This is a genomic window from Pseudomonas sp. GW821-FHT01D09, from assembly GCF_059422465.1.
In genome coordinates this window covers 36,173-46,668 of sequence record NZ_JBWKWY010000039.1, presented here as the reverse complement: position 1 = coordinate 46,668, position 10,496 = coordinate 36,173, and the positions used below count along the sequence as shown (strand labels likewise).

Sequence of the window (10,496 nt, the reverse complement as noted above, 5' to 3'; positions counted from 1 at the left end):
CTGGTGCGATACAGGCGCGTCCAGGCAAATGGCAGTACGCCATCCAGCTCGCCATCGGTCAGGGTCAGCAGTTCTTCTCCGGTGACCATGGACACCGGGCAACCGTGGGTCGCGGTTTTATCGGCGCTGGCGCTGGCCTGGTCGTTGGGGTTTTTCGCGGAGGAGGGCACATCGTCCACGACCTCTATCTGCTTGAGCGTGGTATTGCGCCGCGCCCCCCAGTGCATCCGCAGGCCACCCTTTTTCAAGCCGCCGACAACGCCGCGCACGGCCACCGCCTTGTAGCGCTCCACCGCCCCCATAAAACGCTTGAGGATGTCGAACACGCCCTTGACGAAGCCCACCGCCAGCTCAACCACCTGCGCCCCATACTTGGCCAGGCGCAGCCCCAGATACGCGATCCCGGCACCTTGCAGGGCAATGGTCAGCACCAGCGCAATCAGCAAATCAATGAGCAGCGACACGGCAAACCCGGCAAGCACCTCGGCGGTTTTCCCCGCCACCTGGCTGGGCGGCAATGCCGACAGCCAGATCATCGCCGTGCGCAACATCAGGTACAGCGCCGCTTCGTCGCTGGCCAGCAACATCGCCTGTTCCATCACCTGCGGCGCCTCACGCGCCAGGGCTGCCAGCTCGGCGGCCTGGGTGCCCAGGCGTTCGATGTGCTTGGCCGGGTCCTTGAGGATGTCCTGCACCAGCGACAGGCTGTCCCACACCTCGGAAATGGCTGACCAGGTGCCGGCCAATATCCCACTGCCAATGGCACTTGACGCCGACGCCTGCCAATGCGGTTTGAACCCCCTCCATTCCTTGCGCAGCCAGGCTTGTAGCTCGGCGGTCAAACCGTCGTAGGAGGTAAACAGCGCCTCCACCTGCGCCGGCGTAACCCCGCCCTGCACGCGCACCTGATAGCGCCCACCGGCCGTGCAGTGATGGGTGCCCTTGCCCTGTGCATCCAGTTGGATCAGCGTGGAGCTGCCATCATCCAGGCCAATCACCTGCACCTGGAGATTGCCCAGGGGCACGTCATACACCGACTCGAATTGGCTCTCGATCTTCAGCTCGCCGCCTGCCGGGCACACGGCAACACTGGAGGCAAAATCGGTGTCGCTCATGCTCACCGACACCTGGGAGTCACCAACCCGCAGCACCCGCTCCAGGCCCAGCAGCGACGGCAAATCCGCGGCATGGCTGGCCTTGTCCAGGGCCTGCGCGTACCAGCTTGTTACCTGCTGGCGATACACTGCCAGGCTCTGGTGAAAGCCATCGAGCTCGTATTCGATCCGCTCGATGGGCGATGAATCAGGGGCAGGGGCTGGCATCCATGACGTCTCTGCAAAAGAAAGGCGTCGGAGAATGCCGCAGGAAAAGGGAGGGTGGAGGTGTGGTCCGTTAAATCAGAATGGGCTTACGTGCAGGAGGCGTTTTCCAGGTGAGATCGCCGCTTATACCCACATGAAACGGCGATGCTGTTGACTGGTAAAAGCCGATTTTTCAGTCATACAACCAAGGCTTCAGCTCCTGCAGGTTTTTCACCACGATCTGCTGGGCCTCGGGTTTGGGGTCGAGGTTCTTCGGATCGATCTGGTAGCGCTGTAGGACATATTTCACCAAGGCCTGGCGACTGGGGATCACCAACTGCCCATCGACCATGCCCAAATCCGCCTCGATAATTGCCCGCTGCGCCGCTGCCAGGCGCTGGTCCGGGGTGATCACCAAGTCCACGGCGGTCTCCCAAACGTGATCGGCGTCGATCAGGTTCTCGGATTTGCCCAGCAACTCCGGTTCACCGCGCAGGCGGCTCAGGACGAAGTCGCGGTATTTGCCGTTCTTCTCGCAGTAGGCCCGTACATGCCAGCGCATACCGGTGTACACCAGGGTATGCGGGGCAATCAGGCGCACTTCCGGCTCGGGGTTGGCCAGGGACACGTACTCGGTTTCCAGGCGCAACCCTTCGCGGCAAGCCTTGAGCAGCGGGCGTAGGATTTGTGGGCGGATGCTGCGGTCCGGCACCTCCAGCACCTTGGTATGGGCATAGGCCAAGGCCAGCCCTTCGATGTGCGGCGCGCGTTCGTTGTTCTGGTACAGCAGGTGCAAATAGGCGCTGGCACTGTCGTCGATAAAGCGCGGCTTGAAGTGCTTGCTCGGGATGTAGCCCTTGAGCTGCTTGTCATATGTCAAGTTTCGGGGCGCATGTTCGGTGATGTAGGTGTTGATATCTTTCGAGGCCTGCTGGCGACTGATGCCGAAGCTCTGGATCAAGTGCCCCGTGGTCAGGCGGCCTTCCCACCAGGCGACGGTTTCGATCAGGCGATAGCGAAGTGCCAGGTCCCAGCGCACCTGTTCGACGGATTGTGTGCGTTTCATGACCCCTCCCATATGTGCGATTACTTTACCTGTATCTGTCTACAGTATGGACCTGTAATAAAACACGACATATCGTGTTGCTGTCTTCGAGATCGCTCGAATTCACTAAAAGGATGCAGGATATGGGGATGTCGGAGCTTGTTTCGACCAGTGCGTTGGTACTCATTGGCGTGATCTTGCTGGTGCTGTTGATGCAGTACCTGCGCCTCCGGGAAATTTGGAGGTTTGTTGCGGGCTGCCGTACGGCGACACGCTGGGCCAAGATTCGCGAGATGGAAAACCGTGAACTCAAGCGCGCCCTGCGGGCAGAGCGGGCACGGGTCCAGGAGCTGAAGCTAAGGCTGGAGCTGTCTTGAAGGGTGATCAAGGTGATGGCCTAGTGCTATTCTGCCGCGCAGCTTCCGGCGTCCAGGCTCAATGACGCTGAAAAAATCAGAAAGGGAGATAGGGACATGTCGTTGTTGGAGTTTTTGCAGGCCAAGAAATATTCAAGTTCGGGGCGGGTTCATGTCGCACCCAACATCCCGAAGAAACTCTTGAGCAACGCCCTTTCTGCCTACGGCCTGACCGTGGACCCCAGCGAAGTGGTGGTGCTGATTGACGACACCATGTTTGCCAGCGGCAAAGACGGCTGCTTGATCGGCCAGGATTACCTGGCCATCCGCGAAAGCTTCAGCGATGCCGTGGCCTATGCCTACGATGAAATCGACGGGTTGGAAATCAAGGGCAGCAAACTCTTCCTCAACAAGCGTCAGGCGATTGCCTTCAACATGCCGGACAAAGACGACCTGCACGATTGCTTTTCCCTGTTGCAGGAATGGCTGCGTACCCGGGGCGGCGAGCAGTCGGCCCCGGTGGCGACGCCGGCGGCGGTAAAGGCCTCGGCCGGCAACCAGGAACTGTCGGCAGCCCAGGTCGATTCCATTGTGCAAATGACCCTCAGCCTGGCCCAGCGCCTGGGGCTGGAGCGCGTGTACGTGCGCCCGCATATCCCGCAAAAAAAGCTGCAGGCGGCCCTGGAATCGTACGGCGCCAACATGAGCGAAGATGAAGTGCTGGTGCTGATTGACGACACCCTGTTCGGTGGCGCCAAGGAAGGCGTCTTGATGGGCGAGAGCAAGCTGGCGGTGAAGATGGTCTTCGACACCCCGCGCCTGTTTTTCTGGCGCCACCTGGACTCGCTGGCCGTGGAAAAGCGCGACCTGTTCGTCAACTCGCGCAAGGTCGGAACCTTTACCCAAGTGGGTGAGAAAGAACTGGGTGAGTTCTTCTCTGTGATCAACGAGGCCCTGGGGGATGCCCGCCGTGGGCTGGCCGATCAGCCGCTGGTGGCGGTTGCGCAACCTGCCGTTGCAGTGGTTGCCGCCGAGCCTGAGGCCCCGACCCCGCTGGCAGAACCGGTTGCCGAAGAGATCCTCGCCCTGGCAGTCATCGAAGAGACAACCTCTGACGGTCCACAGAAAAAAATCAGCGGCAAGGACAAGCTGTTGGGCTACGTTGCCGTGGCCATCGAGCAGAATAAATCGAAGATCCTACCGTTTATCAAGGACAAGACCGGCGAGGCTTCCCTGGCGGCCTTGCGTGATGACGGCAATGTTGAAAAACTCGGTGGGTTTATCTACGCCTTCCTGCCTGGAGTCGTGCGCCTGGCCCTCAAGGAAGAAACTTTTGTGCGGTTCGTCCTCGACAACCGCAACAAGCTCCTCGACAAACTGCTGGCCGGCGAAGCCGAGCGGGTCGCGGCGCTGCAAGACATCACCCCGCCGACGCGACTGGCCCCGACCTATCACGCCGAACTCGATGACCTGCTGATGGACGACGAGCCTGTGGTGCAACCCGGGCAACGGGCTATCGAGAAAATGCAGGCCATCCTCGCCGACCTGAAGCAGGAACAGCGTGACGACCCGGATTCAGCGGTTATCTGGCAGTTGCCGATCAACTACCTGGGCGCGGTGATTCCCAAGGCGCAAAAACTTATTGGCTTCCCTGATGAAGAAGTCGAAGGCCAGATCTTCTTTGTGCTGGCCTTTATGTATGGCTTCTCGTTTCATAAGATTCCCGAATCGGTTCGTCAGCAAGATGGTCTGCTCGAAGGTTTTCTGACCGGGTTTCTGATGGTGTGCGAGAACTACCAGGAACGCAGCCCAGGCAGCAAGGTAAGGCCGGAAGACGACCAGATGTTGATGGCAATGGCCATGGCCAAAATGGCCACCAAGCAGCAGCTCAATGAAATGGTCAGGAAGATGCTGGATGAGTACAAGGATGTCGCCAAGCCTGGTGACTTTGAACTCGACGACATCATGTTGCTGCTGCGTGAAGCCAATGGTTTTGCCGAGCAATGGGTCGACAGCCTGACACGGGAAATTATCGCCGAAGAACGCGCCCTGCAAAACAAATGGGGCGATCTGCTGAACTAGCTGTGGCGCGCAGTGCCGGTTTCCACCAGGCGTGCAAACTGGCACTGACCCTGGGCCTGCTCCAGGCTGCCTTCAAACGCCACCAGCCCTGCATGCACCTGTTGCAGGGCTTCGATCTGCGCCATCAACTCATGCTTCTTTTGTGCGATCGCCTGGTTGGCGCGCTGCCACGGCAACTCATCGCCATGGTGCCCGTGCAGAATCCCCTGTAACTCCTTGAGCTTGAAACCCAACTGCTGCGCGCACTTGATAAACGTCAGTAGCTCAACGCTTTGCGCCGAGTAAACCCGATACCGCCCCTCGCGTTGCGGGGGTGGCAGCAAGCCGATGTCCTCGTAGTGACGAATCGCCTTGATCGTCGTGCCTGACAACTGCGCGGCTTTACCGATGTACATGGAGGTCCTTTCCTAAAAAAATGTGCCAGCCTTTTTCAGCCACGTGTCCCGCTGCGCCGCAGTAGAGCCCAGCAGCGGGCCGAACAGCACTGTCTTGATCGGCTTGATGCCACAAAACTCAAGGGTGGTCTTACGCATCTGGTGCACGCCGGGCATGCGGTAGAACCAACGGTAATACCACGGCGGCGTATCCAGGGCCACCAGCAGATGGGCGGTGCGGCCCTTCAAGAGCTTGTCGGGGAATGCCTTGCCCTTGCGGTATTTGAAGGCAAAGCCGGAGAGGAAAATCCGATCGATAAACCCCTTCAACAAGGCCGGCACACCGCCCCACCAAATGGGGAAGACAAACGTCAGGTGTGTGGCCCAGAGTATGTCGGATTGGGCACCAAGCAAATCGGGTTCCAAGGCTTGGTCCTGGTGATAGGCGTGGTGCAGGATCGGATCGAAAACCATCTCGCCGAGCCGTAGGATACGGACCTCATGGCCGGCGGTTTTAGCCGATTGGAGGTAGGCTTCGGCGAGTGCCGAACAGAAACTGGTGCTGGAGGAGTGGCCGAGGATGACCAGAGTGCGCTGAACCACGGGGAAAGCCCTAAGGGAAATGATGTTTAGCGTAGGGTCTGCCGTATAGGGGAGAGTCAAGGGCGGCAAAAAACTGGTGATTCAAGATGGGCTTGGTTCTGGCGTGCGGGCAGTGCGGAATGTTTGAGGCAGGAGCCTTATGCAGTAGTTCCGGACGCATGGATCTGTGGGGGAGCGGTTAACTGTAATTCCTACCGCAACCGTTCTTATATGAGCCTTCCCGAGTTATCTGAATTTAATGTCAGAGGTAGAGGGGGGGGAACACTTCTGAACGCGATCAGGCGTAAAGTTGATGATTTTGGTGATGTGCGCCACTCTGATCATCCGATTTTCTTGAGATGATCAGAGTGTCTAGTTAAAAATCAATCCATTAAATTTTGATCGGCCACTAATGGGGCAGCATGAGACTCATCAGTAATAACTAATGCTACTGGTGCATAAGGCAGGGAGTTGAAAAGATTCCCAAAGTTATAGCGCCACTGTAACGCAAAGCTCATTCCGATTTTTCCATCTAAGGGACTTCTCAGAAAACGCTGCCACTCGTTATCATTAGGGAGGCGTGCAAAATCTTTGTGGTTGTCAATGACCCAGTCATTGCATGCATTTATAATGGCTGAAACTTTTTGGTTGGAGTGCCTTATTTTTATTAATTTATTCAGTTCATCTATCGAGTTTGGCTCTATTCCCTTCTTGATATCAGCTGAAGACTTGGTTTGAAAGTCTAGCTCTATAGCATTGATCAGCGCATTGATAGTGTTGTCATCGTCGTAAAGAGAGTTTAAAAGTCGCAGAAGCGACTTTGCCCGCCAGTCTTGTTGATTGATATGACATAGAAATTGAAGCATTTTCTTGCAAAGGGACTCGCTCTCATCAAAAAGCCGCTGCTTATTTTTTGATGCCAATAGACAAAGGTTTCTGTCGGCAATTTCACTCCCTTTAAGGTATGCGGCTTTGATAATTTGAATTTTGACCGGGGGAGGATTTTTTTTTGCGGTTTGATAGTCGGTTAACAGTATGATCGCATCACTCTCATTGCCAAGAATTCGCTCATACGCAGAGAAAAAAGGTTCGCTTGTGCAAAAGTTCTCGGAGGGTGATTTAATACCAAGATCCAAGTAAGGTATATCAACGCCTTTCGCCGGATTAACCTCGAGCGGAGGAATGTTGAAAGGTTTAAGAGTATGCTGTTCTAACACACCGAGTAGCGTCATTTCAATGACGCTGCCAATTGTCTTGCCGTCTAAGTTTGGCATGGACTGACCGGTTGCAAGCAGTTCATACCAGTGCGGAAGCTTTCCGCCACGCCCGACTCTTTGTAATATGCCCTTAATATTTTCTACGCCTTCGCCGCGAAGGTATAGATTCAATTGCTCAACGATTTCAGGCAAATTAATTTTTATATGCTCGCGAAGCATGAGAATTTCGGTCATACCAATTCCATTTGTGCTGAGGCCGATTGAAAGGTTGTGTAGCTAGTTGAGGTGGCTCTTTTGATTGCCCATGTCACGAGTGCTGGCGGCACGGCATTCCCATAAAGAGGATACTGGTCGTAGAGTTTCACTGACGCGCAATGATTATCTGGAAAACCTTGGATCCTGGCATATTCAACAGGAGTTAGGCGCCTAAACTCATTCCCGATTTTATAACGTTCATAGTGCCGACTGGTTGTGCAGGTCAGGGTGGGAGCAACGCCCTCTATTCCAAAAACGGAATACCCCATTCGTGCACCGCCTTTTTGGTTGTATAAAATTTCGACACCATTATAAAATCTATTCACCTCTTCACTGGTTTTTATTCGTTCCAGTGTGTTTTCTGTAAAATAAAAGTTATCGTTCGGACGCTCCTCAAGAACATCTTTAAGTTTTACTGGCCTGGCCGCATCGGAAAAACCTTCAATTTTTGCATGGAAAAACTTCCCATTAAGAGCTAGTCCCCACGTGTGAAATTTTGAGCCATGATCTTCAATGCTCTTCCAGTTTTCGGTGTTTGACGCCACAGACGCTTGATGAGGCGTTAGCTCTGAAATATCAGAGCTAGTGCAGAGGTAAGATTTTGGGGTATGGTCTCTGTGACCAATAATCACAACTCGTTCTCTGTGCTGAGGTAGGCCGAAGTTTACGGAGTTTAGAAGTCGCCATTCAACCAAATAGCCGATCTCAGACAGGGCATCTAAAATTGTGGCGAAATGTTTTCCGCTATCCATGGATAGAAGTCGTTTGACGTTTTCTAGCACAAAGTACTTGGGTTTTTTCCTTTCGAGGATGTGAACTATTTTTTCAAATAAACTTCCTCTTGCATCCTCAAGCCCAAGCTTTCGGCCTGCACTTGAAAAGGGTTGGCATGGGAAACCACCTGTTAGTAGGTCATGATCAGGAACTTGATCGAGGAAATTCGATATGTCGCCAAAATGAAAATGTTCTTCACCAAATCTTTTTTGATAGACTTTTGCGGCAGTGGGGCTGATGTCGTTGGCCCAGACTGTTTCAATTCCTAATGAGTCACATGCGACTCTAAAACCACCAATTCCTGCAAATAACTCAATTGCTTTCATAAAATTTTCGGCCTGAATGTTTGCTCTAGCTAGACAATCCGGCGCAGCCTATCTGTGCCCACGGTTTTGGGTCGCACTTTAGCAGTTTTCAAAGGCATGGGTACCGTAAGCATTCGCCCAACACGCCTTGCGCGGATAAACGGGTGCCCAGCTATGTGGCTTACTCTCTGTATTGGTAATCAAGTTGCCACAATCGGTTCGAGGGTGTTGCGCCAGCAGTCGGACTCAGCTTACCCATTGGATTTCCCCCGTCGTCCGTTTTGTCCCCCACCTTATCGTTGGGTGAGGTCAAATGGCGTAGAACACCATCGGCAGGGGGATGCCTGACTCCCCCGGAATAGCTCAGCTATCAGGAAGATTCTCGGATGGGATAGGATTATTTCGGACAATTAAAAAGCCGGCTTGTGGCCGGCTTCTCGGGGACTGGTTAAGTCTATTTTTGGTAAACCTCACCAGCCTTCAATCATTCACTCAGGCTTTCACCCAAATGATAAAGGGGGCATCAGCGGGAACTCCTCCGCATCGCCGGGCAGGGGGTGTTGGCGCTATGCCAACCCCTGCCAAATGTGCCGCGCATGATACTCATGTTTTCCTTAGTTTCCCAGCGTTTGGTCTGATTTAGAGCCGTCGTAGCCGATCAGATGGTCATCCAGCGGCACCGGTGGGCGGCGGTTGTTGAGGGTGGACCACCAGAAGACCCAGCCGAGGATTTGTACGTTTTGCTCGAAGCGTTGGTCGTAGGTCAGGAGTTCGTCGGGGTGTTCGTTGCTGTTGTGGCTGCGCATGCGCAGGCCGCCGCCGGGGCGGTTGTAGAGGTATTTGATGCGCAGCATGCCGTCGTGTTCGAGGGCGTAGATTTCGCCGTCGATGATCTGGGTGCGGCCGCGGTCGATGGCGAGGATGGCGCCGTCCTGGATAATATCGATCATGCTGTTGCCGACCATATAGGCCCCCAAGGCGCGTTCGGCAGTGACGTTGAGTTGTTCCAGGGTGCGCAGGGAGAGGCGTAGGCTTTCCTGGGTGTTGAAGGAGGCGTGGAGGGGGATTTCCACGTCGATCTTTTCCGGGCCACTGGCGGGGCCGCAGAGATAGTGGCCGCAGTCTTCGCGTGTGGCAGCGCTGTTTGCGGGGTTGGGGCCTTCCAGCTGGAGGTTGGTCGGCGGGTATTTAGGGCCTTCGCCGGTACGCAGCCAGCGGCTGGTGACACACAGCAGTTCTGCTATTTCGTCGAGCCGGGCCATGGGCACGCCGCGCTTGAACCAGTTGTTCACATGCTGGGGCGTGACGTCGCGATTCTTGGCGAAGTCGGATGCGGAAAGATGAACTTCCCGAAGTAACATTCTTAAGCGATCACCTGATGTATTCATAAACGCAGAGTTTACTGGCCGGAAAAACAGATCAAATAAACCATGAGTTGAATTGGTGTATGTAGGTGTTTCCTTATTGCAAGTAAAATCCTGGCTAAATGCTTTGCAGTTAAACGTTAGTTTCTGTTTTGTTTATATTGTTGAACGTATTGTTTATTTTTTCCCACAAAAAAAGCCCCGGATAATCGGGGCTTTTTTGATTGCCGGGGCAATGAGTAGCGGTATCAGCCTTTGTAGGCGGCTACCGACTTCATGATCTCGGCACGGGCGGCGTCTGCGTTGCCCCAACCGTCGATCTTCACCCATTTGCCTTTTTCGAGGTCTTTGTAGTTCTCGAAGAAGTGCTTGATCTGTTCCAGCAGCAGTGGCGGCAGGTCGGTGTATTCCTTCACGTCGACATACAGCTGGGACAGCTTGTCGTGTGGCACTGCGATGACTTTGGCATCGCCGCCGCCGTCGTCGGTCATGTTCAGGATGCCAACCGGGCGGGCGCGGATGACCGAGCCTGGGGTGACCGGGTAAGGGGTCACGACCAGCACGTCGAGGGGGTCGCCGTCGTCAGCCAGGGTGTTGGGGATAAAACCGTAGTTGGCCGGGTAGAACATCGGGGTGGCCATGAAACGGTCAACGAACAGGCAGTCGCTGTCTTTGTCGATTTCGTATTTGATCGGCGCATGGTTGGCCGGAATCTCGATGGCGACGTAGATGTCGTTCGGCAGGTCTTTGCCAGCCGGAATCTTGCTGTAGCTCATTGGGCGTTGCCCCCGTAGTTGGCCAGGTAAAGTGGCCGGATTGGCCTAAAAGTGGCGGCGATTAT

9 protein-coding genes and 1 pseudogene are annotated in these 10,496 nt (G+C 54.9%); 2 read left to right on the top strand and 8 right to left on the bottom strand.

Translation table 11 applies throughout. The features are described from left to right. Both AC07W7_RS24330 and AC07W7_RS24325 read right to left on the bottom strand, forming a co-directional pair. Positions 1 to 1,322 (bottom strand): DUF6531 domain-containing protein (locus tag AC07W7_RS24330; RefSeq protein ID WP_495040266.1); only part of this gene is annotated, 1,322 nt, incomplete at its 3' end. Between the two features lie 172 nt (positions 1,323 to 1,494). After that, positions 1,495 to 2,367: a BrxR family helix-turn-helix transcriptional regulator gene (locus tag AC07W7_RS24325; protein ID WP_495040265.1), complete on the bottom strand. Its 873-nt coding sequence runs from the start codon at positions 2,365 to 2,367 to the stop codon at positions 1,495 to 1,497. A gap of 122 nt (positions 2,368 to 2,489) precedes the next feature. On the opposite strand from AC07W7_RS24325, the gene AC07W7_RS24320 reads away from it, so the two are divergent. Both AC07W7_RS24320 and AC07W7_RS24315 read left to right on the top strand, forming a co-directional pair. After that, positions 2,490 to 2,723, top strand: coding sequence for a hypothetical protein (locus AC07W7_RS24320; RefSeq protein ID WP_076964958.1), 234 nt, complete (start codon positions 2,490 to 2,492; stop codon positions 2,721 to 2,723). Between the two features lie 96 nt (positions 2,724 to 2,819). Then, complete coding sequence (locus AC07W7_RS24315; RefSeq protein WP_495040264.1) at positions 2,820 to 4,784, top strand: hypothetical protein; 1,965 nt, start codon at positions 2,820 to 2,822, stop codon at positions 4,782 to 4,784. On the opposite strand, the gene AC07W7_RS24310 is transcribed toward AC07W7_RS24315, so the two are convergent. The 6 genes and pseudogenes from AC07W7_RS24310 to ppa all read right to left on the bottom strand — a co-directional run bounded on the left by AC07W7_RS24310 (position 4,781) and on the right by ppa (position 10,431). Beyond that, on the bottom strand, positions 4,781 to 5,179 hold the full coding sequence (locus tag AC07W7_RS24310; RefSeq protein WP_495040263.1) for a MerR family transcriptional regulator: 399 nt from the start codon (positions 5,177 to 5,179) through the stop codon (positions 4,781 to 4,783). The genes AC07W7_RS24315 and AC07W7_RS24310 overlap by 4 nt on opposite strands. After that, positions 5,166 to 5,761 (bottom strand): annotated as a pseudogene (locus tag AC07W7_RS24305) (NAD(P)H-dependent oxidoreductase). The gene AC07W7_RS24310 and the pseudogene AC07W7_RS24305 overlap by 14 nt, the downstream one beginning before the upstream one ends. A 362-nt stretch (positions 5,762 to 6,123) precedes the next feature. Next, positions 6,124 to 7,191: a hypothetical protein gene (locus AC07W7_RS24300; protein ID WP_495040262.1), complete on the bottom strand. Its 1,068-nt coding sequence runs from the start codon at positions 7,189 to 7,191 to the stop codon at positions 6,124 to 6,126. Continuing rightward, a complete protein-coding gene (locus tag AC07W7_RS24295) occupies positions 7,188 to 8,312 on the bottom strand; it encodes a DNA cytosine methyltransferase (RefSeq protein ID WP_076964954.1) in 1,125 nt (374 codons plus the stop codon). The genes AC07W7_RS24300 and AC07W7_RS24295 overlap by 4 nt, the downstream gene beginning before the upstream one ends. Positions 8,313 to 8,905: 593 nt before the next feature. After that, positions 8,906 to 9,679, bottom strand: a complete 774-nt coding sequence (locus tag AC07W7_RS24290; protein WP_076964953.1) for a LexA family transcriptional regulator — start codon at positions 9,677 to 9,679, stop codon at positions 8,906 to 8,908. A gap of 224 nt (positions 9,680 to 9,903) precedes the next feature. Beyond that, the gene (gene ppa / locus AC07W7_RS24285; RefSeq protein WP_003176323.1) at positions 9,904 to 10,431 is read right to left on the bottom strand and encodes an inorganic diphosphatase; all 528 of its coding nucleotides are present in this window, start codon (positions 10,429 to 10,431) and stop codon (positions 9,904 to 9,906) included. Positions 10,432 to 10,496: the final 65 nt, after the last annotated feature.

Coding starts and splice junctions, on each gene's coding strand:
- AC07W7_RS24325 (WP_495040265.1), bottom strand. CDS start 2,367: ATGAAACGCACACAATCCGTCGAACAGGTGCGCTGGGACCTGGCACTT.
- AC07W7_RS24320 (WP_076964958.1), top strand. CDS start 2,490: ATGGGGATGTCGGAGCTTGTTTCGACCAGTGCGTTGGTACTCATTGGC.
- AC07W7_RS24315 (WP_495040264.1), top strand. CDS start 2,820: ATGTCGTTGTTGGAGTTTTTGCAGGCCAAGAAATATTCAAGTTCGGGG.
- AC07W7_RS24310 (WP_495040263.1), bottom strand. CDS start 5,179: ATGTACATCGGTAAAGCCGCGCAGTTGTCAGGCACGACGATCAAGGCG.
- AC07W7_RS24300 (WP_495040262.1), bottom strand. CDS start 7,191: ATGACCGAAATTCTCATGCTTCGCGAGCATATAAAAATTAATTTGCCT.
- AC07W7_RS24295 (WP_076964954.1), bottom strand. CDS start 8,312: ATGAAAGCAATTGAGTTATTTGCAGGAATTGGTGGTTTTAGAGTCGCA.
- AC07W7_RS24290 (WP_076964953.1), bottom strand. CDS start 9,679: ATGAATACATCAGGTGATCGCTTAAGAATGTTACTTCGGGAAGTTCAT.
- ppa (WP_003176323.1), bottom strand. CDS start 10,431: ATGAGCTACAGCAAGATTCCGGCTGGCAAAGACCTGCCGAACGACATC.